The following is a 24,580-nucleotide window of genomic DNA, read 5'->3' as shown; positions in this document are numbered from 1 at the left end:
GAGAGCGGATTTGGTTAGCCCCTCGTCCTGCATGAGGGCATCAAGCTGACGCGCAATGACGCGCTTGATGGCACGTGCCGTCACCTCTTCATAGATATTCTCTTCCTTCAGAAAATCGTCAATGGATGATCCGATGCGACCTTTCTTTTTCATGTGATCTCCTTTCGGCGCTTTTGTGCCAAGTCAAGTTCAGCTTGGGGTATCTTCTGCGTCTTCTTTATAGAAGCGTGCAGCAAAACCATCCGGCCTTCGTGAACACAAAACAGTACCCGCGCGATACGATTGCCCTCAAGCTCGCTGCGGACCTCCCACAGACCTTTTCCTAAGGCCCCGCAAAGCCGGCATGCCGATCGGCCAGGAAAACTCCACATCCTTGATGTCTTCACCGACAATCTTGCGGTCTGTCTCCGGCAGAAGCTTCAGCCACTCGCGAACCGGCTCACGTCCGGAGGCTAGCTGATAAAAGGCAGCGGGTACCAAGAATGATAGGTACGACACAAGCAAAAATACGCCACTCAGATCAAGGCCCTAGAACAGATCTACAGGCTGATCCGATTAAGCCGCCGGCCCACTCTTGAACTAGTGGAAATGTTCGTAATCTCTCGAAAAGTTCACGAACTTCTGGGGTCGGCGCAATGCACAACGTTCGATACGTATCGAGAAAGACCCACCACCCCGATGCCGGGCGCCTGATGAGCATTCCGGGTGTCGGTCCCCTCATCGCCGCTACCGTTCGGACATCGGTCGTGGATGCTCGCGGTTTTGCGACTGGACGAGATTTTGCGGCTTGGACGGGGTTAACACCGAGGGCACAGTCGAGCGGCGGGAAAGGGCGATATCAAAGCGTGGAAATCGGCAACTAAGGACGCTCTTGATCGTTGGTGCGACCTCAATCATCAAGCTTGCTAAGCGAGGCTTGAAAGTCCTGCTCTGGATACGGACCATGCTGCAAAGACGGCCGGTCAAGGTCGTAGCGGTGGCGCTCGCCAATAAGATTGCGGCACCATCTGGGCCTTGCTGGTCAGCAGGCGGCATCTATCAGGCGCCGGCTGCAGTGCTGAAAACCTAATCTTAAGAGCTCTCCGGCGGAAGAAGAAAGCTGCCGAGGAGGCAAGGTGCAAATCTGGATGAACCCCGAACGACAACATTCCCGGTAGCGATCAGACCGTCTGAGTCACTGCGCTTCGCGCGCGAGAAATTGATTGGGCGATTGCTTCCGCGGATATCATCGTGGCGAGCGGCCGGGCGCCGCGTTTACAGGCCGAACATATGACCGCACCGTCATCCCCTGTTCAACCAGAGAAAGATGTTGTAGCCCGGGCCGTTCCACATATGAGTCAGAGCCAATATTGCAGGCCGAATAACAATTTTCTTGGAGCGCAACACCTCCCCGGCTATGTAGGCCTAATGCTCTGAGCTCCGATGATGTCCCTTGTCAGGTCAACCCGCGATCCCGATCGCTCTTGAAGTAGGATGCCGGAGCGCTCGTCTGAGCTCAGCGAACTGGTGGAACATGACAAACAGCGCGATCATTCCGGCGCCCAGCTCAGCGATTGCTTGACTGGCCAACAGTCCGTTGAAACCCGATATGACCGGGAATAACAGTACGGCCGGTATGAAGAGATAGCCCTGCCTTGCCCAGGACACAACCGCACTGAGGCGTGCTCTGCCGAACGACTGAAGCATCGTCGCCACGAAACTCTCAACACCAAACAGTCCAAAAAAGAGATGGAAGACGATGCATGTCGAGACGGCAATTTCCGTGACCTTATCGCTATCGCTGAACAGCCTGACCAAAGGCCGCGCAAAAATCACAACGGCCACAGAATACGCAACGGAAAGAGCGACAGTCATGGAGAGCATGAACCTCGCAGCCTTCAATACACGAGCAAAGTCGCGTGCGCCCCAACCGAAACCCAGGACAGCTTGAGAGCCTATGCAGAAGCCGGTGATAGGTAGTGCGCCCATCGTCAAGATTCGCACAGCTATTCCCACGGCCGCGATGGAATCGTCGCCGAACGGCGCAGCAGCTCCGTACAAGAGCATAACGGCAATAGCAGATAAGATACTCGTCATTGTCGCCGGCGCGCCTACCAACGCGAGCTGCCTGATGCGATCTGCTCGCAACGAGATGTGAGATATCCGGACGAGAACTGTCCCGCCAAGCTTCGTAAAATACGCGATATAGAGTCCAACAGCAGCGATCTGAGATACCAGCGTTGCGAGGGCTGCGCCTCGCACGCCAAGGTCAAGTAAGAATATGAAGACGGGATCAAGCACAGCGTTCAGTACGAAGGCGGTAATCATCGTCCACATGCTGAATCGTGTGTTGCCTTCGGCTCTGACGATGAAGCCGTTGACAATGTTTAGAAGCATCAGGGTGTACCCGAACAAAAGCGTCGCCGCGTAGTCGAGCGCCACGGGCATGATGGTTGGACTTGCCCCGAGCGTTACGAAGATCCCTCGCAGGTTTAGAAGCAGAGCGACGGTAACTATGATACCGATCGGGGCGGCGAGCGCGAGTGCAGTACTCGCGCCTCGACTCGCCTCCAGGTACTCACCAGCGCCAAGATGACGAGATATGAACGACGCTGTTCCAACACCGATCCCCTGTCCGACTGCCGCGAGCAGGACCACAATCGGCAAGGTCATGCTGACAGCTGCGATCGCCTGCGCGCCAAGTGCGCCAACAAAGATCGCGTTGACGACCTGCTGTAACGCGTGGATCGATAAGCCAACAACAGACGGAATGGCGAGCCGCAGGATAAGGCTCGAGAGATTGGGATCCGATAGATCGATGTGCTGCTTCTTCTTTGGCATCACATCGCGATCGCTCTCGATGGCGAAATCGCATCCGGCTCATTCATGGATGACGGTGTCCCCAGCTCTTCCGAATTCGCTGATCGTCTGCAACAGCTCCTGTTGCAACACCATACAAAGATTACGGGTCACCTCATAACCGACCTGTGTTGGATCATACCTCGTTTCGATCTGTAGATGGCCGGCTTGATATCCGACATCGAACCAGAAGAGGTGAATCACGGCCCCTTCATCCATGTCTTCGCCGATCCAAAGTGGAGAAGGTTCCTTGGCTAGGAGACGGCGTGGAAAATGGCGCTGCAAACCCGCTCGATAATTCAATCCAATTCTGGGTAAGGGCAGGCGATCGATCCGGCTCCGCACGGCTGGATCTCGGTTTAGGAATTTCATGGCCCGAAGGCCTATTCCTCTGCGCGGCAGGGCATTGCGCTGGCGGTATATTGAACGAGCACGATCGGGACGGGGTTCCGTTCCGGTGAGACTCAAGGGAATCGGAACGAGCTCGCTGATATGGCCGATGATCTGAGATGGATCGAGATCGTCAAACAGCCGACCTCGGGTCGAGGTAAGGCTATCAATCCAGAGCGAATAGTTGCCGAAAACGCGTCCAAAGGCGCCAGAAATGGCGGCAAGAAACACATCAAAGTCCTGACAATGCGCCAATCTGGCTGAAATATTGAGGAGATCAGCTGTCGCTTCTTCGTCGATCTCAAGATGGTACTTGCCCTGATCTTCCCAAAGGGATCGGCAATTCGCTTCATCCATGCGACCTTCAAGGCGTGCATAGTGAAGCTCTCTCGCGGTCATTTTCGAAAAGCTCGCGCCGCCCGATGAGGTGGCGCTGACGTGCAAATTGAGCTGATTGTAGTCAATCCTCTCCCAGTAGTTGAGTTCGGCTGGCGCTTCGCTGTTCGCGTAGTGCTCAAGGCGCTTCAACCATGCAGAGAGCATTTGTATGTTCTCGGGACCACTCACGGCGTGGCCTGAGGCCAGGGCGTACGCCGCATCCAATGCTTCCAGGAACAGTCGATAGCCTATCCCGTCCGCTACAAAATGATGCATCAGGACCAGCAGATAGTAATCGCCGCTTTCCGATGTGCGGAACACCGTGACGTTAACAAGAGGCGTCTGGCCGTCAAACCGAAACATGTGTTGACGTCTTGCTGAGATACTCTCGATTGCCTTACGCTGCTGTAGGTCGGTCATTCCGACAAGATCGATCTCCTCCACGAGGCGTTCGGCCACGGAAGGCCCGATTGTCAGACGTAGACCATCGTCGGTTCGGGCAATACGGAGTCTGAGGCCTTCGTGCCTATCCATGACATGGGCAAGGGCGCGCTCCAGCATTCGGATATTCAGGACGCCGCCGGGCAAGAAGAACAGATCGCCGATGTTGAAATGCTCATCGAAGCCGACAAGACGGTTCCAAGATGAGATTGCGGGGGGAACTGGCAATGAGCCATCCGCGGAAGGGAAGGTATCGATTGTAACTGCCGCTCCGTCTGCCGCCAATTCCCTGATGGTCGGTGTTCGATAGAGTTGGTCGACAGTGAGATTCAGCCCGGCTTTGCGCGCCAGCGTGACGCAGCGCACGCTCAGAAGAGAGTCGCCGCCGATATCAAAGAAGCTTTGATCGAGCCCGACCCACTTGGCGCCTAATAGATCCTGCCAGATCCCAGCGAGAATACGCTCCTTCCTCGTGCGGAGCTCAGCAGATGGAACAGGCTCGACCTCGCGGTAAGGAACGGACGACTGGCAAGCACGATCTATCTTTCCGCTCGCCGTAAGGGGGATACTGTCAACCAACCGGAAGGCGGCGGGAATCATGTAGGACGGCAATGTGTGGCGCAAGTGGGTGACAATATCTGCAGAGCTTAGACCGTCGCGAGCCGGAACCATGCTGGCCGTCAAGCGACGATGGTCATCGATGTCTTCTGCGACGACCGCGGCCTTTGCGATTGCCGGATGAGACTCAATGGCCGCTTCGACCTCCTCCAGCTCGATGCGAAAGCCCCGTACTTTAATCTGGTTGTCCGATCGGCCGCAAATCTCGAGAAGGCCGCTTGTTGAGATGCGCGCGATATCGCCACTTCGATAAAGAACGCTGTATTGCCCGCCGTCATACGGATTCGGCACGAAACAGCGGTTGGTCCGATCTTGATCCCGCCAGTACCCAGCGCTCACGCAGCGTCCCGCGATGCAGAGTTCGCCGGCGGCTCCGACGGGGACTCTCTTCAACTGGGCATCGAGCACGTAGAGTTTGACGTTATCGATTGGGCGTCCAACGGGGACGTGCGACGAGCCGTCGCAGGCATCCGATGTTTCGTAGACTGCCGCATTGGATGCACATTCCGTAGCACCATAGAAGTTCCACAACGGCACGTCGGGGAAATACTCACGCCAGCGAACAGGGAGCGAGGAAGGCATCGGTTCGGCGCTGCTTGTGACCAACCGCAAGGCGGTCGGTCGCGAGTGCCGTTCTTGGGAAGCAATGAGGCCGGACAGGAGTGGCGGCGAGGCAAACAAGTGTGTCACGCGATGTCTCGCCAACGTGCACAACAACAGATCTGGATCCAGCAACTGCTCTTGGGTCAGGATCAGCGCGGGCACGCCTCTCAGAAGGCCTCCAAAGTACTCCCAAGCGGACGCAACAATTGATGCGGACTTCTGGACAACCATCACGTCCGTACTATCGAAGGGAAAGCATCGCCACATCCAGTTCAGTCGATTGAGAATTGCCGATTCCGGTATAAGAACCCCCTTCGCCTTCCCGGTTGAGGACGACGTGTATATAAGGCTCGCAATTCCCTGATCTGATGGTTTGTCGCTGCACCCAAACTCCTGCGCGGGCGCGCCGTACCCTTCTAGGGTCAACAGACAAATCGACGGCATGTCAAACCCAAAGTCAGAGGTATTTGCGTGAACCAAAAGCTTTGCCTGACTATCTCGCAGGATATGTTCGATCCGATCACGCGGATAATCCGGCGATATAGGAACAACAATGGACTGCAACGCTCGTGCCGCAAGGATAACAGCGGCAACGTCAGGCGATCGGTCGACCAGCATGGCGACCATATCGCCAGCCCCCACGTCAGAAGCCCGCAGTAACGACCTGATAGCTGTTACGCGCTCACGCAGGTGGCCGAATGTGATCTCACCGAAATCACCAAAATATGCCACCTGGCTGCGATTAGAGACGCTGATTTGCTCGAACGCTTCGACAAGCGGACATTCGGTCTCATATGATTGCGCCGAACCCTCTAGCGCGTCCAGCATAGTGACGTCTGACTCGCTGAGGCAGCTCAGATCTTGAATGGGCGTAAGCGGCTTCTCAATGCAGGCTGCAATCAGACGGCGCAGATTGTCGGCCATGCGGATAATCAGATCGCTGGAAAATAGGTCTTCCGCGTACGCAAGCTGGAGGGCAATTTCATCGCCCTGATCTTGTGCGTACAATGTCAGATCGAATTTTACGTAGCCGGTCTCGTATTCGCGGAATGTCAGATCCAACTCATGTTGGCCAAGTGGCTCCGCGGCCTCGGAGTACATGTTGAACATAACTTGGAAGATCGGTGATCGTCCCGCTTCGCGATGTAGCCTGGTATCCCTTACCATCCAGCCGAACGGATATGCCGAATTTGCGATGGCATCGCTGACCAGGCCCTGGATGCGCAAGGCATGAACCGCAAAGGACTGGTCGACCTCGACCGCGGTGCGGATTGGCAGCATATTCAAGAAAAAGCCAACAATTTCGGCGCTGCCAGGTTGATCTCGTACGACATGCGGTATGCCAACGATAATTTCGTCCTGACCGCTATACATCCGCAGCAGCAGCTTGAAGCATGCGAGGAGTGTTGTCGACGTGGTGCACCTATGTCGGCGCGCAAACTCCCGTACCTGATTGGAGAGCTCGCTGCCAAGCGCCACCGCATGCGAGGCGCCGCGGTAGGAATTTGTCTGCGGCCGCGCTCGTCCCGTTCCAAGCGAAAGCACCGGCGGATCATCACCAATCTGACGACGCCAATAGCTACATTGGTTGGCCAGCGCCTCTGGAGTAGCGTGTTGTGTTTCCCAGACTGCGTAGGTCGAGAGTGACGCGCGGTTCTCTGGTAAAAACGCCGCGGCATCTACGTACCTTTGTCGAAGGTCCCTGAGCAGAACAGAGATCGACCAGGCATCGATGATAATTTCGTGAGCGGTGATCAGTATGAGATGGTTGTCAGGTCCAAAACTGATCATGCGCGCGCGAAACAGCTGGCCTTGGCTGAGATCAAAGCTGCCGTTCAGCTCGGTTCGCCGTAACTCTGCGATCAGCTCCTCAGCTTCCTGCGCCGTGAGATGAGATGCATCGGTCAATTCAAGACTTGCGCGGTGCGGAGCATCAAAAAGCTGAACCGGACCGTCCTCGTCGATAAAGCGTGCCGAAAGTGCCTGATGGGAATGAACGACATCGGTCCAGGCGCGATTGAACGCGGCCAGATCGATGATGCCCCGCATTCGCAGGCCGCCCTGAATGATGTAGTTCCTGGCAGATGGATCGAGCTGCGAAAGAAACCACAGGTGCTCTTGAACTCGCGTCAGAGGCGATCGTGTAAGCTTTCCGCAAGCCGGTGCTATGCACGGTGTAGATTCGGCTCGCGCCGAGATCGAAGCCGCAAGAGATCGGATCGTTCCATTCAGGACCAGCCTGAAATCCGTTCTCACTCCGAGCTGGGTCTGCAACTGGCCCAATATGAGCATTGCCCGGAGCGAGTCTCCGCCGAGACTTATGAACTGGTCGTTCACGCCAATGTTCTCAATACGCAGAACACCGGACCAAATTTGACACAGCTGGGCTTCGAGGTCTGTTTGCGGCTCCTCAAATGGCGTCGGCAATGGAGGGCGAACACTGGTCGGGTCCGGCAATGCTCCAAAATCGACCTTTCCATTACTGGTCAGCGGAATACCGTCGATGTGGATGATTCTTTCTGGGAGCATGTAGATGGGCAGCGCTTCAGCAAGGAAGTTCTGAAGCTCGCCTTCCGTTACCTCAGCTGGAGCGGACACATACGAGATGAGTCGTCTCGTCCCGCTTTCCCCCTCGGCCCTGGTTATGTCTCTCGCCATAAGCTTTACGCCTGCGCGGACGGAGGCGACCGCGACGGCGCCACGCACCGAATGATGAGCGGAGAGACGAGCCTCGATTTCTCCTAGCTCAATTCTATGCCCGCGGATTTTGACCTGACGGTCCCGTCGACCGAGACATTCCAAAAGACCATCGGAACGAACGCGCCCGAGATCGCCTGTCCTGTATAGGCGCTGGAAGGACGGAACGTTTGAGAACGAGTTTGGCCCAAAAGCATCCTTGGTGCGGACGTCGTCATTGACGTAACCAGCAGCGACGCCAACGCCGCTAACGCAGATTTCGCCGACCTCTCCCGCCTTGCACAGCCGCGGCCCGTCGGCGATATAAACCTCAAGATTAGAAATCGGCTTGCCGATCGGCACATAAGCGTCAGCCAGCGCAGGCGGTGCGGAAACCAGATGATGCGTGACGCCGTCCGCGCACTCGGTCGGCCCGTAGTGGTTGAGAATGGGGACCCGCGGATATAAGGCAAGCCACGCGCGCGCCAGTGCGGGTGTCAAAGGTTCTCCGACCGTCGAAATAATCCGCAAACCGTCCAGAGCTCGATCAGCCGCCGCAAGCGGCTGCAAATATTCAACAAATACTGCAAGCATCGACGGAACGAGTTGAACTACCGTCACGCCGTGTCCCTGAATCGCTTTGAGAAGCGATACCGGCGATTTCAGTGTCGCATCGTCAATGATCGTGATACAGCCTCCGACGCAAAGCCCTGCCAGAAGCTGCCACAGCGAGATGTCAAAGCAGTGCGACGCCGTCTGCGCGATGCAATCGGTTCGAGTGAGGGTTAGGGCATCAATCTTTGCCACCAAATGATTGTTTAGGGCTGCGCGCTCGATCATTGCGCCCTTAGGCTGGCCCGTTGAACCAGACGTAAACAGAATGTAGGCGAGTCCATCCTCGCTCGATGATGGCACAACAGACGATGTCTGGCCCTCGCGCAGCGCCGCCTCTATCGCCATGAATTGCGTGGTGCCTTTGCTGGTCGCCTGGAATAGGCTGAGCGAATCCAGCTGGTCTGGGCCAATAATCAGAGCGCAGCGACTCTGCTCGATCATGAATGATGTACGCGAAGCCGGTAACGATGGGTCGAGCGGAAGGTACGTTGATCCAGCCTTAAGAATTGCGACTATCGCCGTCGCCCAGTCGAGGTCTCGCTCACCCCAATAGCCGACCACCGCGCCCTGAGCGCCCTGCTCTCGTAACGTCCTTGCGAGGGCATCTGATCTTAATCGCAGCGCCTTATAGGTGAGTTCGTCTGCGCCGCACCTCAGCGCAACCCTCTCCGGATCCGATCTTGCAAGGCGATCGATCGCCGTGATCGCGTCGATCGGCTGACGTTCCACAAGCTGATTTTTGCCTGATCGATTTTCCGTAGGCATACGCGTCCCGCCATTCGTCGCCTTCTGCGGCCCTCAAATCAGAACACAGAGGATCCTGATCGAGGTGTGCATTGCGTAGCCGCCCTGGTTCTGCCAGTCATATTGTGCCGTTTTGCCCGTTCTTAGCTTCTCGTCCTTTGCGTTCACTTCGATTCCCTTGATGATCGGCAGCACGACCGGACGCTAGGGCCTCAAGTCGGCGTTGGCATCTACCGGATCTTGTAGTAGACACGCGATAGTCTGCATGGCACCCGCAACCAACGCGCCCAGAGACTCGTTCCGGCTTGTGGTCTCTTGCATTTGTGCTCTCCTCATGAAAGCGAACTTGGCGCCCGGCGGGCTGCAGGTCGCCTGCGGCGCCCAAGCGATGACATCGATTGTGCAAGAACCAACACAGAGGTGTGTTACCGTTTTACACGAGGCCGGCGTTGTTTGCATAGCCGCTGAAGGACAGTCGTTGAGCGCTCATACATTTTGACGTTCGTGGCTATAACGAGATAGCTATGGGCAGCGTAACGAGCCGTGAGCGTACAGAACCATCCGCCGCGAAGTCCTTGGTCTGCTGATGTTCGCAGTGGTCCGCCTTGGTGCACACGAAAACGCGCTCAGAAACGTTTGCTGTGGACGCGCAGGCGACGTCCAGTCTACGCCAAAGGGCGTTCCGATACGGCTTTCCGAACCGGAATTGAAATTGCGGGTAGCGCCTTCGCTTAGCCTTCACGAGATGCATGCTCGGCAACTTCTCTTCACGCGTCAAAGAAGCTTCCGTCTCGGCGCCTACAGCAGAACCGATACGAATAATGTTGCGACAAAGCCGCTTAGCACTACGGCGAAGCCGGAGCCGGACTGTTATTATCGCGCGGGTATTCGTGGTAAGCTGGAAGACGCTGATGATGAGCCTTTCCTGCGCGTGCCGCGTTGCGTGACTGATCGCTCGTCACGATTTTTCCCACGAGCCGGATTTCGATAACCGCAGCGTAGCCGGTGCGATCCCTGTGTGGGGTAGACGGGTCCAGCGCTATGGCCGGCTTCGCTCGCCGGCAATATCCGTTGCGTTTCACCGTTTCGCATGTGCCTCGATAGATCGAAAATCTGTCCAGGCCAACAATTCCTGCTGCGCAGCATACTGTCGGACGCTACAGCCGCGATGTCAGCTTTAAGACCATTGTCCACAACTTGACGCATGCACCCGGTACGAAGCAATTGGAGCCCCCTCAATTTCCAAGCGGCACGCTGCTTGCTTCATTCGCGGTGCCATCACCGATGCCAGCTCGAAGGCGCTCGGTTGTGGATCGGGAAAGCGCCGCGGAGTATTTGATGCGATCTGGAGTTCGTTTTTGGGGAGCGACAACGATTACGCTGGTCGCAAGCGGTGCAGCCAATTCGGCGGACCTTGAGCCAGCAGTACAACTGCCACCGGCTCTGTGGATCTGGTCCGGAGGATATATTGGCGGGCACGCCGGCGGTGGTTACGGCCAAAAATCCTTCAGTAATCCCTGCGGTCCGTCAGTCTATGGCGGCGGCGTCGATACTCCTGTGTTCCTGGCAGGCGGCCAGATCGACTACAACTGGCAGAAGAATAGCTGGGTGTTTGGCCTCAAACTCGAGGCCAGCAGTGCTGTGTCCAACGGTACAAATACCCGCCTCGCCGCCTCCGGCATAGTACTGAGCGCAAACTGCAAGGCGAGTCCAAGCGACTTTGTCCGCGGAGCCGGTCGCCTCGGTTACGCCTTTGGCGCGCAGGGCCACACGCTCGCCTACTTCAAGAGAGGCGTGGCTTGGCAAAACAATTGAGGCGCCGTGACCATTAGCAAGGAGTTTGGCCAATGTCGGCGACGGCGCGCTCGACTTCTACAAGGTGCTCGACGAGGTCTTTCCCGGCACACGCCACCATGATGCTGGGTGCACAAGACCGTGAACGTCCCGGACAAGGTCCGACTCTCGGTGCAGGCCACCATGAAGGATTTGCGCGAGGTCTAGCGGGCGCGAACCGAGCGTCCGCCGAAGCGGCGACCGACGTCTTCGGCGAGAAGTATTGCGCCAAGTACGGCCGGGCGGTCGAATGCCTGGTCAAGGATCGCGAAGCACCGCTGGCCTTCTACGATTTTCTTGGCCGAACGTTGGGGATCACTTGCGCACCACAAATCCCATCGAGCGCGTGTTCGCCACCGGGCGATACGGGACCGTGCGGACGAAAGGGCTCCTTGTCGCCAACACCGCCAGGCCGATGGTGTTCAAGCTGGTGATCGCCGCATCAAGGATCTGGCGGCGGCTCAAAGGCACAATTGCCGCAGGTCGTCGCAATTGTCGGATTCAACGGCAGCATTGAGATCATCCAAGTGCCGGCAAACCAAGCGCCTGATCACGTCGTCACCTAAATCCCGATTAGCTCAGCTTATTGGGCCGATAATTCAATGGAGATTTCTTAATGACTATTGATAACGAGAAGGAAGCCCCACCGGCTCTGTCCACCGGTGCGACGCATATACTCATCGAACTATGGGGAGCGAAGAATCTCGACGATCCGGCCATTGCGGAAGACGCAATTCGAAAAGCCATCCGTGCGGCGAGTGCGACATTACTCCACCTTCATGTTCATAAGTTTTGTCCGGGTCACGGCGTCTCCGCAATCGCATTGTTGGCTGAATCGCACATTACCTTGCATACTTGGCCTGAGAGGTCCTACGCGGCCGCTGATGTTTTCGTATGTGGCGAAGGCGATCCTGCGAGCGCCGTGCCAGTTCTAGTTGAGGCCTTTCAGCCCGAACGGTCTGACGTTCGCAGCTTCCGGAGAGGTGTCACGTAGTGCTGCTTTACAGGCCTGTTTCGAGTTTTCCATGCATGGTACCCCGGCGAGTGGCCATCTTGTTTCCACGCCTGGCCCGTTTGGACAAAGGCAACGCGCGATATCCACATACTCGGCCAGGAGGGCGACATGCCTACCTGCGCCGTTGAATGTCCGCTAGTGTCCGCCTGCGATGTGGCAGTCCACCGAGCATATTTCGGAAGCAATTGCCGCAGGCCACGACGATACCGACACTGTGATTGCGAATATTCGGGTCGCGCGACGGTTTCTTGAGCGATTCGGTGACGACCTTTTCCTCGCAACCGAGCAAGCGGATGATCCGCTCCTTGCATGCGTGAAGGGTGATTACCGGTGGCTGGCAGCTGAGTGCCATGCCCCAATCGCACGCTGCCCGAGGATCTTCACACCCGAGTTCGAGCCCGGACAATGATCGTCTCTGGGATTCCTGTCCTTGCATTCTCTCCAGCCGATGTTGAGAACGATGCATCCCCGTGCGTTGAAGAGATCGGCTGTGCGCTGTCGGTTCTTGCTCAGGAACTGCTTGCGATGCACGGTCTTGAATCTCCGCCGCGGCTGGATTTTCGTCCACGCGGTGAGCGATCATCAGACTCTTAAGCCCTACCCTCACGTCGGCTCGGCCTCCTGAATATCGTCCGGGATCTCCTGTCGCAGCTTCGGCACTTGGCTGAGCCGTCGCCCTAGTGCCGCGACGAAATTGTCGTAGCGCACGGCCGCCTGCGCCCTCGCCGCCTTTGCAGCCGGCTCGGGGAGTGGTGGTGTCGTCGTCAGCCAGGGCGAACGAACAAGGCCAAGGTCTCGACCGAGATCCCAATATCGGAGGCCTGGGCTCTGGATGGCTTGCTATCGCAAGCATCGGCGGTTGCGGGAATACGATTTTTGACATGACCTTCAGGTTGTGAGGCTGAAGGTCGGACTGAAAGCCTGTTCCTGGCGCGCCGCGGCCATTCGAACGGTTCGTCCTATTTGTACGCCACAGCTACCCAGCAGCCATACCGGCTTCTTTGTTGCCGAAGTACGATCTTATTGTCTCAGTCGGATCATGGTGCGGGGCGGAGGTATGAGCGGTAAGGACGAAAAGACTCCAATCGAAGCATTAGCTTCGCCTAGTGGTCGGAAAATGCCTCGCGCCACGAAGCGCCCTCGCAAGAACCGCGGCATCCCGCCGCCCGCGACATTCGACATCGATACGCTGCCAGGCAGCTCGAATTTGACGCCATTGGAGGCGGCCGCTGTCATTCGGCGCACGCCCGGAGCGCTGGAGCAGTGGCGGCGCGATCCAACCCACCCGCTGAAATGGCGCTACGTCGATGGCCGGCCGCTCTATCGTGTCGATGCGGTCCGTGACTATCTGGCCAAGTGCGATAAAACCACTAAGTCCGTATCTTCAAAATAGACCCGGACCTGCATATGGTGGTGGCCGCCGCTGATCGAGCCGTCCAAATTTAGTACCAATAGTCGCTCTCCTGTGCCTTGCGTGGCACTCGGGACGTCAAGTCAGCCGACATGAGGGGCCGCTCCTACACGGCTTGATTTGTCACTCCCGTATAGCATCGGAGTTCGATCGATGGCCAACCTACCCGTCGCCTACCACCCTCATCAACTGAAATCGCAGCTTGCGATCCGAGCGGCACAATATCTCCGTATGTCGACAGTTCGGCAGCAATACTCGATACAAAACCAAGCTGCGGTGATTGCGGCATACGCCCACGCCCATAATTTGACGATCGTTCGCACCTATTGCGATGAAGGTGAGAGCGGTCTGCTGATCAAGAACAGGGCCGGTCTCATGCAGCTTATCGAGGATGTCCAAACCGGAGAAGCCGATTTTGCTCACGTCCTGGTTTATGACGTAAGCCGGTGGGGCCGCTTTCAGGATATCGATGAGAGCGCGCATTACGAGTTTGTCTGTAAGAAGGCAGGCATCAAAGTTGCGTATTGTGCCGAGCAATTTGACAATGATGGCAGCATGATCTCCAGCATGATCAAAAACATCAAGCGAGTAATGGCTGCGGAATACAGTCGTGAGCTTTCGGCCAAAGTTCACGCTGGGCAGTGCCGCCTCGCGCGACTTGGCTTCAAGCTCGGAGGACGCCCTGGTTACGCCCTGTTGCGCGAGCTTATCGATGCGAGGCAGCAGTCGCGAGGCGTGCTGAAGAAGGGCGATCGGAAGTATCTCACCAGCGATCACATCCGAGTACGGCCCGGCATTCCCGAGGAAGTCGCCGTAGTGAGGTTGGTCTTTCAGCGGTTCCTGGAGGTAAGGTCCGAAGCCGTGATCGCTGGGGAGCTGAACCGGAAGGACGTACCGACGAGCACTGGGATACGATGGACGCGCGCCGCAGTTAACAGAGTCCTGAGAAACGAGAATTACGTTGGGAACCTCACCTTTAACCGGCGATCCCGTAAGTTGCGCCAGACTTACACCGACAATCCGCCCGAGGTTTGGATTACCAGCGAGGGATGTATCGAGCCGATCATCGAACGTGACGCTTTCCTGAAGGTTAACAGGATCATTGAGGAGCGACGTGTCGACCTCACTGACGAGGAGATGCTTTCGCGTCTGCGCCGAACGCTCCTCAAGGAAGGACACATTACCTCCGCTATCGTAGACGGCACTATTGGCCTCCCCTGCACGTCGACCTATCAAAATCACTTTGGCAGTCTGAGGAACGTGTATCGGCTGATCGGCTACACTCCCAAGCGAAGTTATGAGTTTCTTGACTCGCGCCCGCAGTGGGCCGAGCAAAATGCCAAGCTCGGCTTGCAAATTGCCATGGCTATCAGGAAGGCCGGTGGCCGCACTGCCTCTTGCGACGGCACGGCTTACTTGCGCGTGAATGGATCCATCAAGATCTCAATTCGAGTGGCGCTCTGGTGCGGAAGACAAAACCGCGCGCCGTACTGGTCCATCAAGCGTGAGGCACGCCTGCCTCACGGCTGGATTGCCGCTACCAGGTTGTCTGAGCATAACAGGTCGGTGCTCGATTACGTGCTACTGTCGACCGACGGGAAAGTAAAACGAACCATGTCGTTTTCTGAGAGGGCTCGCATTCGCCGTGGAATAGCTCGCTTCGAAACCCCTGACACTTTGGCACGGGCGATCACCATGCGAGTAATTGGAAGAGACTGTTCTTCCCCCGGCGCCCCCGGGCCAAGCGATCGAGAGCCAAGCAGCCCAAACCAAGAACGCTTGCGCGCGGCGCTGATAGAATGAAGATACGGAAGTCCACGACGTAGTCTGGCATAGTTCTTTCGGAAGCCTCGTCCAGATCTCAGGCGCACCCCTCCTGTGGCGTTCCATCCTCCAGGAGCGACACTTCGCCGAGCATCTTGCCCCGCTACACGTTCAGCCCACACCCTCCCAACTGCACGAATCGGTTTCTCCTGATCTGAAAATTCTTCATTGATCGAACTGCAGACGTGGTGTTCGGTACTCATCGCGGACGTAGAGTATACGCCCTACCTGAACAGCGCCGCCCTTTTAGGCATGACGCTTTTCTCCAAAAACCGTCACACCTTACTCTGTGCTCTCCACCGGCCTCCGGCGCCCGACTTCGAGGCGTTTCCCGGCATGCTCTGCTCCCGTTCTCCTTTCGGAGTCTCAGTCGTTTCCGACACCAGTAAGCCGGGCAAGTAAGAGCCATAACCAGCAGGCTCCATTCTTTCGAACACTCCCTTCTTCTCCACGCCACAACGGCGCACGCCATCCGGCTTCGATCCCTCGCGCAGAAGGATGCGGAGCTCCTCGCCGGGGGCACTCGGCAAAGTAGCCCGCCGTCAATGAAATTTTGCCGGCGTCGCTATCACTGCCACGTTCCCGGGCGCCCTCTTAACCAACTCCTGGGTTGGCACGACCATCCTCCAATCCGCCGAGCTGGAAAAAGCTACCCGGTCGGTTCTCGAAACCAGGCGAACCATGATCTTGGCGGTCAAGCGGGAATCGGCACCGGATGATTCAGACGGAACGCCTGGCCCTTGCCGCGCTTCGATGACCATGGTGAAAGCTGTATTGCCTGAATCCCAGTTTCCAGTTGCCTAAAGGGCTGGCCGTAGCGAACGCGGCTGACACGCTATGCCACGCGGGGCAGGTCGCACCGGCCAATGCGATTTTGCAGTGATGGTCGTCGCGGCGGTGCTGCTTCCGCTATCTGTCGTCGAGTTCATTGCCAGGCGCGTGAGCTTTCTCCGTAGGCCTTCACCCATGCGAGTTCGAGTAGTTCGCAAACAGAGCCGTGAGTCCGGGCTATTTGGAGTTACATACGATTCCTGAGGGGCGGACTAATCGCCCATAGCAGCGGTAGAATGACTGCGTAACCAGAGATCGCCCTAGGGCGTAAAACCGCCGGGTGATCTCATGCGCCCGGCAAGGAGATATCCTATGCCCTCGGCGCAAAGGCTCCAGATTCACCTCTTTGGCTTTTCGGCCTCTGCCAACGGTGAGACGGGCCTCTATTCGCTTGCCGTCGTCGCGCTAGAGGCGATTCTCCCGGGAGAGCGCGGCCAGCGCGGCCACGGCATTCACTTTTTCCATATTTCAACGATTATTGAATTTGCCGCCGATGCCCACCCGGCACGATCATGTGGATGTGCGGATGGTGGGTCATCGCCGAACCCGAGGTATGCAGCACCGCGGTGACGCGGATACGTGCGCCGAGATGCCCGGGATTTGCGGCGATGATCGTCATCGCCTCGGAAGCCGCGTGGAACAGCAGGCCATAAGTGCCGATCGCACCCGATAATCGGCAACACTAGCGAACCTGAACCCGCGGTAAGCGCGCCGCAGGCAAGCGGACGACAATCTGGCTGTCCGTGATGTCGACGACTTCCTTGCGCTTCCTCCCGTCATCGTACCGCAATTCGAACGTCACTCCCGATGCAGATGGGGCAAAGGGCTCAGGCGTAAGGCTGATCCACCCCTCCCCCAAATTCAGAATGATCGGTCCATCCGCCCGGAATCGGGCGTCAAGCAGCACCAGGTCCAATCGGAGAGACTGGAGCCGCACGTTGAGCCGTCGCCGCACGCCATCACGTGGCCAGATACGCAGGGTGTGAGCGAACGTCTCCACGATGCCACCCTGACAAACCTGCCCAAAGATGGGATCGTCGGCAACGATCGTCGCAGCAGCGCGGACCGCCCCACAAAATCCCAGGTCGATCTCGCACGAGTAATACCACGTTCCACGGTGATGCGGCTGACCGAGCCATGTGGTCCCGCTCGGCGCCGGCTCGAAGCCGCCACCGGCCGCGCCGTCATTCTCCTCGCCCGGATACCAATAGCCATGACCGGCCGACGCAGGGCCGCTGTTCAGCAAGGCCCACGCGCTGAGTTGTGACGCATAGCCCAGACGAAGGAGCGGATGCGGGTCGTCTGCATCGTTCAGCGCATGATCAAGCAGCGCCCAGCCGCCCATCTGCGCCATGTAGGTCAGCGTATAGGCGTCGCCCGCAGTCCCGCGATAATCGCTGCCCAGGTAGTAATAAGCAGGTTCCAGCCAGCCACGGCAGAACAGGTTTGCAGCGATCTGACGCTCCGCGAAGGCACGGGCTGCCGCCTTCGAAACCCCCATGGCGACAGGGTCGTCAAGGGCCGAGCGCGCCAGTGCCTGCGTTGATTCGAAGCCTGTGGAATCGAACGGATATTCCGACCCGAACAGGTCCGCCTTCGGATCGACGAAGGCGCGCACCTTACGCGCCCAGTGCGCCTCCAGCGTCGCCGCCTCGCGCATCAAGCCCGCCGTCGTGAGCGCCGAAAGAAGTTCGGGGATCACACATTCGTTGTAGAAGCCGGTGCGGTAGGCAGACCACATCATCACGCGCATCGGCACCGTGAACATGGCCAGCGCCGTACCGTAGGCGCGTACCAAATAATCTCGTGCGCTCTGGCGGGTGGGTATCGCGGGATGGTCACGCGCGATGCGGTGCATGGCCAAATACATCGCGAAGATGTGCGGATAGTCATAAGGCCGCCAGATATGCAGGCGGCCCTTTGGGCCGGGATTGCTGCTTTCCCGGTTCTGCTTCCAATCGGGTATGCCGTAGAGGCCGTAGGGGTGTGCCTCCTGTGTGGTACGTTGCAGCCCGCCCCAGACGAACGTATCGATATACCGGTCCAGCGCCGCCACTTCCGCCGCATCAGGATGCTCGGCATTCTTGGTCGCGAGGTAAGCGGGCTTGCTCAGCCCGGGATCGTCGCACGTCACCTCGTAGATGCGCCCGCCCTTGATCCGGTCGTAATTGTCCGGGCCAAGCAGGACCTGCGTCTCCATGTTCCACTCGCCGAACAAACCGTCGTACCATTTGGACGGGTCACGATGCTGCCGCTTCACGATGAAGGCTGCGCGCTTCTTCATCATCGTCTCGACGGGTTCGGTAGCGAAGAATTCAAGAAAGGTCTGGCGCGCACCCGGCTGGTGCAGGGTCAGCCGGTTCTCGCCCAATCGCGAAAACCGGACCCGCCATAGTCGCCTGCCAGCCCGATCCGGCAACCGTTGCGCCATCGTGTCGCCGGTAAATTCCGCTTCGATTCGCTCCACCGGAATGGAGGACGCGAGCGCGATGTCGACATGCAGGTCGTTGGGAACCGTCATGCCCGGCATTACCTCCACGTCCACCAGACCGGCGTCCGCGATAGCCCTGCGCGCCGCCTCATAATCGGCAACCCACTGGAAGCGGAGACGGTAACGCCGTTCCTCGGCCGGCGACAGGGACAGGAAATGGGTCGGCTGTCGCCAGCGAGTCCCGCCCGCCACTGCGTCGCCGGCGGCCGCCCCGCCCAAGATGTAGGCGCACCACGTCCCACTGGCTTCGGCCGAATCCTTGTGGACATTCCAATATTCCAGTGACGTGTCCGCTTCCGGTAAGAGCATGAGGAAGGGACCGGCGCTGTTGCCGCGAATCCAGAAGATGTGCGATCCATGCCCCGAGACGAAGCTGTGCTTCAAAACAGCCACCGACACCGGTTGCCCTGCCGGAAATTCGGTGTTCATCGGCATAGGCAAATAGAGGTCGCCAACCTCCACGCTCGCCATGCCGTCGTTCCGCAGCAGGATCTCCCACGTCAATCCAGCCTCGTCGACTGCGAGGCGGGTCGTGAGAAGGACGCCGGCATCGCGGGCTGCTAGTTCAAGGGCCGCGCTATGCATCGGCTTCGTTGCATCAACGCCGGTTCGAAGCGTATGCCACTCGGATCCGGCACGCCGAACTCTAGCGTGAGCCCTCCCCAGCACGGCTCCAGGCAGGATATAATCCGTGTCATACGTATCGTTACGATAACGCAACGAGGTAATGCCGTCTTGTGTGCACCCAACGACGAAGGAAGAGTCGGCCGCCTTCAACACCATGGCAACCTTGCGCTGCGGCCGATTGGGTGTAGGCAGCGTAACGCCCCCGAACAACGCGCTACCCAAGAAGCTACTGCCCAACAGCATCGTACGACGCATATACGTCCAGACTTTAGACATGCCTTTGGTCTTCGTCATCAACCGTATCCGGTATTGCCCCATGCGGATGATCAAGGCGTGCTGTTTCCCGCCGTAAACGTCAACGCGACAAAAGCGACATACGTTCTCAAGTACCGAGTGTTCGGTCGGCAGCGCTTCGTCACCATCGGTCCTCACGGCGCCCCTTGGACACCAGAGCTTGCACGCAAGGAGGCCAAGCGGCTTTTGGGCCTGGTTGCCAATGGCAAAGACCCGGTCGACGAGAAAGCCAAGGCGCGCCTGCAGGCGGCCGACCCACTCCGGCAATCGCGGATCAATATCTCCGGAACCCCAAACAAAGGCTGAAGCCCCGACCAATTCGGAAATAGAACGCTATTTGTTGGCCAGTTGGAGACCCCTGCATCCCGTCTCAGTTTTCCAGATCACCCGCCGCCATATCTCGGCTCGTATCGCTGACCTCGCATCAGCTCATGGAGCGGTCCCAGCAGCCCGCTGCCCGTACAGCCCTATCCTCAATGCTCAAGTGGGCAATGCGGGAGAGCCTCGACATTGCTGCGAATCCGGTTCTCAGCGCTAATTAGGCAGGTGACCGGTGAGGAAGCGATCTATCCGTGCCTCGTCTATGCCACCTGCTTCAGCGCCTTCACTGCGCAGCCAGTCGCCGAAGTGAAGAGCGCAAGCGGCATTGGCGGTTGGAAACTTGGGCGGCCGATCTCTTGCTCACATGCCAGGTCGGAGAGCAATTCGACACTTCCCGAGACGAACAGGTGCGCTATTTTCTTGAACGAAGAACTGGACCTATCGGTGCAGCTCTTGCTGTTTCGATAACTCTTCCGGACGGCTGACCTCGACGTTTATCGTTCTGCGGGCCTAATAGATCAGAGGCCGCGCTCAGACTGCGACGGCTACGGAGCGCACGGGTCAAATCCATAAGGACCTGATGGCCAATCAGCGGTTCTTCATCTTCCGCCTGACTGAAAGCACTTGGATGGTGGGGCCGTGGAGTAGGCCCGGTCGCTATGGGACAAAGCAGAATGCCGCGTCGTATGAAAGCGCGGGGAACTCTGATTTGACGATATCGCAGCAGCAGGAGACTAACCGATTGATTCCATTGGGGCGCTGGAAAGCTGCAGCGTGACGAGAGTTATATTGCCTATGCCCCTTTATAGCGAGCCGCAGGGACTTGGGAACGCGCTGCGCCTTTCTACCCGAGATAAATGCCACGCGTACCCGGGCTGTTACCAAAAGATCGTCTCTGCGCCTGCATTCTTGCAGTAGGGTACCGTCAGCGTCGCTTGTGTGCTCAGGATTCATGATCAATCGTAGCCTCAGCGGTGGCAACGAACCGATCGTGCCTATCTCCAAACGCACCGCGTTCGTTGCCGCGCGCCGTCGCACCTATTCCCAGGACGATGTCGCCGCTCGGGTTTGGCGCGTTCCTGAAATTGATAGAGAACCGGATACAGAGGCTGGCAGCATAGTTCGACCAATTCCGCACGTTCGTGCACAAGGGCCGCGTCTGAGGGGGAATACTGCCAGCGAAGAGAACTTGTCGACGGGATGGCTGGCCCGTGGCCCCTGAAATGTTCCCCCTGCGTTCCCATCACTAAAGACGGCCGTTTGCAGATGGGGTGCGCGAATGAGGCAGCTCGAGGTTGAGAACGAGCTCCGGGACGTGGTCAGCCGAATCATCTTTCAGGTTGAGCTTGCGACCTCCCAGGGGCGGACTGACATCAACCTGGCGCTGGAGGACGCCTTCATCCCCATCCTGAAATCAGTCTACAACCTCGCGCACCTTACCAATCCGAATCGGAAGCAGAAGAACTTTCCCGGTATTGATCTCGGCGACGACCACGACCGAGTGGCGTTCCAGGTGACGTCGTCGACGACGCTCGAGAAGGTGAAGTTCACGGTCCGGCAGTTCATGGACCGGGCGTATTACAACACGTTCGACGAGCTCTTCATCCTCATGCTCGCGGGGAAGCAGTCATCCTATAGCCAAGCGTCGTGAATGAGCTTTTGACCGACGAATTGCAAGAAGCACATCATCTCTCGGCGACCTTCTCGGCCAAGTGTCGGGTCTGCGGCTCGCGGCGCCGTTGAAGCCATCGGACGGTCAATTCCTCATGTTTTTTGCCGTCCTCCCAGCTCAGTGTCACCCAATTTGTTGATGTTGGATACGAGATCAGGATTCGGCTCGGTCGATATCTTGCACCGATCAAGGATGGATGCTTGCTCAGATCAGGCGCTTCGAGCAGCAACTCGAAGCGAAAGCCCATGATGTTAATCGCCAAGGCTTTGATTTCGTCACGGTCATCTGTCAGCGGGCTGGAACTGAAAGCGCGGTATGTTTTCCGCGATGTCGCCCGTGTTCATGGTGCAGTAGAGCCCTGCCCCTTCCGGCCAATGCCGGGTGGTCGTCAAGCATGTCGAGAATTGCCTCATCCCGCGAGAACGCACCCGACAGTCGTTGTCTTCCGCGTGCCAGGTTCCGGGACACGGCTGCTGCTTTGGCGGTTCTCAAAACCCAGCGTTCGAGGTCATGCCCGGATAGAATGGCGTGTCGTGAACCGGCATCATGGTCGAAATACGATTTGAGCGACACAAAGAAGTAATGGGCGGAGGCATCGAGCGGGCTCAGTACGCTGTTGTGCTTGGTACAAAGGCATTTTGCCTGAGGTGGCGCCATGATCTTCGTTTCGCCCGCCTCCAGCCACGGAACGCCCGAGATCGAAAACTCACCGTCACCCATCAATACGCGACAGACGGAATCCGAAATGATGTGTTCGGCCGAGATGGGTGCAACGCAGGATCCCAGCTCCTTCATGTAGCATTTTTCGACCTGTCCCGTGGCAGGCAGCGCTTTAAGTCCGAGGGCAGCGGGCGGCTTGTGCCAGCCCTGCCCGTTGAAGCAACAGAGACGCGACGTCTTCTGCGAACCGCATGGACACGGCCCGTTTAAGACGGCTTCCCTGTTTCGCTTCGCTTCACCCATGGTGGCGGATTGGAGATCGAATGTGATTGGCGTGACCTGGCGGGCAGGTTTTGATTATGAGCTTTCTACATAGTCTGGCTTAGCAAATTTACCAATCTATAAACTTGTAGGGGGGTTTGACATAGTGCTATATTGCTCAGTATGGCTAAGTATTCTGGCGGAAAGCTAAACTTCCTTGAACACACCCTCCCGGAAGGTCTGTTGGTCGATGCCGGGTGGATGACGAAGCACGGCTATTCGACAGGCTTGCGCAGCCAATATGTCTCGGCTGGCTGGCTGGTTCAGCCAACGCGTGGAACTTTCAAACGCCCGCTCGGCACCCTGACATGGCAGAAGGCGGTCATATCGCTTCAGACGCTGCTTGAGCACCCACTGGTCGTCGGAGGGCGAACCGCGCTCGAATTGCAAGGTTTTTCGCACTACCTCCGGGCTGAAGGGCCGCCCGTCGTCTATCTGTATGGTCCCGATGCTCCGCCCGGATGGCTCTCCAAGCTTCCGCTCAAAGAGCGTTTCACCTTCCGCAAGAGCACAACGCTCTTCAAAGCCGATCCAGTGACGAAGGAGCTCAAGAACGACGCGTGGAATGTCCAGAACAATACCGGCGCAGCTGCCGATGAATTCCAGGCAGGACCATTCAAGCAGATATGGGGCGAGGGCGAATGGCCACTCACCATCTCATCGCCCGAACGGGCGTTGCTTGAACTGCTCGACGAGCTGCCGCATAGCGAGAGCTTCCACCAGGTCGACATGCTTGTTGAGGGCTTGCGCAACCTCAGTCCCCGCAAGCTGCAAAAGCTGCTGGACGATTGCAGAAGCGTAAAAGTCAAAAGGCTGCTCTTCTGGTTTGCCGACCGGCACAACCATTCATGGCTGAAGCAAATAAACCGTGACAAGGTCGATTTGGGGAAAGGAAAGCGCATGCTGGTGAAAGGTGGAAGGCTCGATCCGAAATATTTGATCACCGTGCCGGAGGATCTCAGTGCCCCTATCTGAACGCTATCGGCATCAGGTTGCGCTGCTGATCGAGACCTTGCCATTCGTTGCGGCGGAAACGGACTTCGCTCTCAAAGGCGGGACTGCGATCAATCTATTCGTGCGCGATATGCCGCGTTTGTCAGTCGACATCGACCTGACCTACCTGCCCGTCGCCGGCCGACCGGAATCGCTGGCCGCGATCGATGCGGGCATGAAAAGAATGGCTGTCGCCATTGGCAAGGGAATTCCGGGGGTCAAGGTGAATGAGGTCGTGAACCGCGCGGAAGGCATCGTTACCAAGCTGATACTTCAGAGGACCGACACCCAGATCAAGATCGAAGTCACTCCCGTCCTTCGCGGCTGCGTCTTCGATCCCGAGATGCGATCCGTGCTTTCGAACGTCGAGGAGAGCTTTGGTTTTGCGGAGACACAAGTCGTCTCGTTTTCCGACCTCTACGCGGGAAAAATCGTCGCCGCCCTTGACCGCCAACATCCTCGCGATCTTTTTGACATCCGCGATCTTCTGGCGAACGAGGGCATTAGCGACGACCTGAGGCGCGCTTTCATCGTCTATCTCATCAGCCATGACCGGCCCATTTCGGAGGTTGTGGTGCCGCGGCGAAAGGATATCCGCCAGGAATTCGAGCACGGCTTCGAGGGTATGACTGCAGATCCGGTCTCGCTCGATGAGCTATTGAAGGCCCGCGAGGACTTGATCGCCGCGGTATCTGGAAAGATGCCGAAGGAGCATCGGGAATTTCTGATCGGATTCAAGTGCGGGAAGCCAGATTGGGCTCTGTTGGGCGTCGATGGAGCGGCAGAGCTTCCCGCAGTCCGATGGAAGCAGATCAATCTTGATAAGCTGCGTGCCGCAGATCGCGAAAAGCTTGTGGCTCAGTTGATCGCAGTTCTTAAGTGAGGACCATGTCGGAATGGAGCCGCGGTTCGTTTGGCAGGGCGGGGGTTCGGCCGAATTTCAATTGGAACGTCGAAGGGTCTATCGATGGCATGGGTCTATCG

The 24,580-nt window shown here is 57.7% G+C and carries 15 protein-coding genes and 4 pseudogenes; 10 read left to right on the top strand and 9 right to left on the bottom strand.

The genetic code is table 11. The features are described 5' to 3' along the window. Positions 1–149: 149 nt before the first annotated feature. Positions 150–371, bottom strand: coding sequence for a type II toxin-antitoxin system RelE/ParE family toxin (locus tag FXV83_RS26225; RefSeq protein ID WP_342760696.1), 222 nt, complete (start codon positions 369–371; stop codon positions 150–152). 309 nt (positions 372–680) lie between these two features. Here FXV83_RS26225 and FXV83_RS26220 point away from each other — a divergent pair. Then, positions 681–1,069 (top strand): annotated as a pseudogene (locus tag FXV83_RS26220) (transposase); the annotation flags it as partial. A 371-nt stretch (positions 1,070–1,440) separates the two neighbouring features. Here the strand turns inward: FXV83_RS26220 and FXV83_RS26215 are convergent. The 3 genes from FXV83_RS26215 to FXV83_RS43045 are packed head-to-tail and all read right to left on the bottom strand — an operon-like array spanning position 1,441 to position 9,498. Further along, positions 1,441–2,820 (bottom strand): MATE family efflux transporter, encoded by a 1,380-nt coding sequence (locus tag FXV83_RS26215; protein ID WP_148742490.1) that lies wholly within the window; start codon positions 2,818–2,820, stop codon positions 1,441–1,443. A 39-nt stretch (positions 2,821–2,859) separates the two neighbouring features. Beyond that, positions 2,860–9,324, bottom strand: a complete 6,465-nt coding sequence (locus tag FXV83_RS26210) for a non-ribosomal peptide synthetase (RefSeq protein ID WP_148742489.1) — start codon at positions 9,322–9,324, stop codon at positions 2,860–2,862. Between the two features lie 33 nt (positions 9,325–9,357). After that, complete coding sequence (locus FXV83_RS43045) at positions 9,358–9,498, bottom strand: hypothetical protein (protein WP_187436162.1); 141 nt, start codon at positions 9,496–9,498, stop codon at positions 9,358–9,360. 1,143 nt (positions 9,499–10,641) lie between these two features. On the opposite strand from FXV83_RS43045, the gene FXV83_RS26205 reads away from it, so the two are divergent. From FXV83_RS26205 to speD, 3 genes and pseudogenes are all read left to right on the top strand, one after another. After that, complete coding sequence (locus tag FXV83_RS26205; protein ID WP_235940186.1) at positions 10,642–11,118, top strand: outer membrane protein; 477 nt, start codon at positions 10,642–10,644, stop codon at positions 11,116–11,118. Positions 11,119–11,152: 34 nt separating this feature from the next. After that, a pseudogene (locus FXV83_RS44265) lies at positions 11,153–11,702 on the top strand (transposase); the annotation flags it as partial. Between the two features lie 50 nt (positions 11,703–11,752). Continuing rightward, positions 11,753–12,130 carry an adenosylmethionine decarboxylase gene (gene speD / locus FXV83_RS26195; RefSeq protein ID WP_148742488.1) on the top strand — a complete coding sequence of 126 codons (378 nt, stop codon included), beginning with the start codon at positions 11,753–11,755 and terminating at the stop codon, positions 12,128–12,130. A gap of 624 nt (positions 12,131–12,754) precedes the next feature. Here the strand turns inward: speD and FXV83_RS44260 are convergent. After that, positions 12,755–12,966 (bottom strand): annotated as a pseudogene (locus FXV83_RS44260) (CopG family transcriptional regulator); the annotation flags it as partial. A 242-nt stretch (positions 12,967–13,208) separates the two neighbouring features. Between FXV83_RS44260 and FXV83_RS26185 the strand changes: the two are divergent. Together FXV83_RS26185 and FXV83_RS26180 are read left to right on the top strand one after the other, a co-directional pair. After that, entirely contained in the window at positions 13,209–13,544 is a 336-nt protein-coding gene (locus tag FXV83_RS26185) for a hypothetical protein (RefSeq protein WP_148742487.1), read from the top strand. Between the two features lie 171 nt (positions 13,545–13,715). Further along, positions 13,716–15,365, top strand: coding sequence for a recombinase family protein (locus tag FXV83_RS26180; RefSeq protein WP_148742486.1), 1,650 nt, complete (start codon positions 13,716–13,718; stop codon positions 15,363–15,365). 1,348 nt (positions 15,366–16,713) lie between these two features. On the opposite strand, the pseudogene FXV83_RS26175 reads toward FXV83_RS26180, so the two are convergent. Beyond that, positions 16,714–16,824 (bottom strand): annotated as a pseudogene (locus FXV83_RS26175) (transposase); the annotation flags it as partial. A 75-nt stretch (positions 16,825–16,899) separates the two neighbouring features. Next, positions 16,900–19,629, bottom strand: coding sequence for a DUF5695 domain-containing protein (locus tag FXV83_RS26170; protein WP_235940184.1), 2,730 nt, complete (start codon positions 19,627–19,629; stop codon positions 16,900–16,902). Positions 19,630–19,668: 39 nt separating this feature from the next. On the opposite strand from FXV83_RS26170, the gene FXV83_RS44255 reads away from it, so the two are divergent. Both FXV83_RS44255 and FXV83_RS26155 read left to right on the top strand, forming a co-directional pair. Next, positions 19,669–19,935 (top strand): Arm DNA-binding domain-containing protein, encoded by a 267-nt coding sequence (locus FXV83_RS44255; RefSeq protein WP_235940182.1) that lies wholly within the window; start codon positions 19,669–19,671, stop codon positions 19,933–19,935. A 1,294-nt stretch (positions 19,936–21,229) separates the two neighbouring features. Beyond that, on the top strand, positions 21,230–21,601 hold the full coding sequence (locus FXV83_RS26155; RefSeq protein ID WP_210250761.1) for an SMEK domain-containing protein: 372 nt from the start codon (positions 21,230–21,232) through the stop codon (positions 21,599–21,601). Between the two features lie 34 nt (positions 21,602–21,635). Here FXV83_RS26155 and FXV83_RS43545 read toward each other — a convergent pair whose 3' ends face one another. Both FXV83_RS43545 and FXV83_RS26150 read right to left on the bottom strand, forming a co-directional pair. Next, positions 21,636–21,884, bottom strand: a complete 249-nt coding sequence (locus FXV83_RS43545; protein ID WP_210250760.1) for a hypothetical protein — start codon at positions 21,882–21,884, stop codon at positions 21,636–21,638. 26 nt (positions 21,885–21,910) lie between these two features. Continuing rightward, the gene (locus FXV83_RS26150) at positions 21,911–22,417 is read right to left on the bottom strand and encodes a hypothetical protein (protein WP_148742484.1); all 507 of its coding nucleotides are present in this window, start codon (positions 22,415–22,417) and stop codon (positions 21,911–21,913) included. 309 nt (positions 22,418–22,726) lie between these two features. On the opposite strand from FXV83_RS26150, the gene FXV83_RS26145 reads away from it, so the two are divergent. Together FXV83_RS26145 and FXV83_RS26140 are read left to right on the top strand one after the other, a co-directional pair. Beyond that, complete coding sequence (locus tag FXV83_RS26145) at positions 22,727–23,578, top strand: type IV toxin-antitoxin system AbiEi family antitoxin domain-containing protein (protein ID WP_148742483.1); 852 nt, start codon at positions 22,727–22,729, stop codon at positions 23,576–23,578. Beyond that, a complete protein-coding gene (locus FXV83_RS26140; protein ID WP_148742482.1) occupies positions 23,565–24,479 on the top strand; it encodes a nucleotidyl transferase AbiEii/AbiGii toxin family protein in 915 nt (304 codons plus the stop codon). The genes FXV83_RS26145 and FXV83_RS26140 overlap by 14 nt, the downstream gene beginning before the upstream one ends. Positions 24,480–24,580: the final 101 nt, after the last annotated feature.

This window comes from Bradyrhizobium hipponense, from assembly GCF_008123965.1.
Lineage (GTDB): Bacteria > Pseudomonadota > Alphaproteobacteria > Rhizobiales > Xanthobacteraceae > Bradyrhizobium > Bradyrhizobium hipponense.
Note: the sequence above shows the minus strand (reverse complement) of the source record. Positions and strands in the feature narration are given on the sequence as shown.